Origin of the sequence: Planctomonas deserti, from assembly GCF_003067705.1 — a bacterium.
In the GTDB taxonomy this organism is placed as follows: Bacteria; Actinomycetota; Actinomycetes; order Actinomycetales; family Microbacteriaceae; genus Planctomonas; species Planctomonas deserti.
On sequence record NZ_QANL01000234.1, the window covers coordinates 1 to 509 of the forward strand.

The window sequence follows — 509 nt, forward strand, 5'->3', positions numbered from 1 at the left end:
TGAATACCGCCATTGCCGGTGCACGCAGCCCGGTGCTGATGGCCAGCGCCATGCGCAAGGCGGTCGAGGCCGGCCGCGAGGCCTTCCTGGCCGGGCGCATTCCGCGCAAGCGCTACGCCAGCGCCTCCTCCCCGGTGGATGGGTTGATCGGCTGATGACCAATCCTTTCGACAGCGCCGGTTCCAAGGCCCCGCCCAAGCCCTTCACCGTAAGCGAGGGCCGCCGCGAGGTGCGCAGCTTCGTGTTGCGCCAGGGACGTTTCACACCCGCCCAGCAGCGCGCGTTCGACGAACGCTGGCCGCGCTTCGGCCTCGACTACACCGGCCAGCCGCGTGACCTGGACGCCACTTTCGGGCGCCCGGCACACAAGGTGCTGGAAATCGGCTTCGGCAACGGTGCCGCGCTGCGCTTCGCCGCCCAGCACGACCCGTCGCGCGACTACATCGGCATCGAAGTGCACGCGCCCGGCGTGGGTCGCCTCCTTAACGCGCTGGCCGACGACAACGCCG

Annotated in this window: 2 protein-coding genes; both read left to right on the forward strand. The window is 70.1% G+C overall.

What is annotated here, in order from left to right; genetic code table 11:
* Nucleotides 1-11: 11 nt before the first annotated feature.
* Nucleotides 12-155 carry a hypothetical protein gene (locus DAI20_RS20450; protein ID WP_497802663.1) on the forward strand — a complete coding sequence of 48 codons (144 nt, stop codon included), beginning with the start codon at nucleotides 12-14 and terminating at the stop codon, nucleotides 153-155.
* The coding region (locus DAI20_RS20455; protein ID WP_497802662.1) for a tRNA (guanine(46)-N(7))-methyltransferase TrmB at nucleotides 155-509 on the forward strand (355 nt) is incomplete at its 3' end. The genes DAI20_RS20450 and DAI20_RS20455, both read left to right, overlap by 1 nt.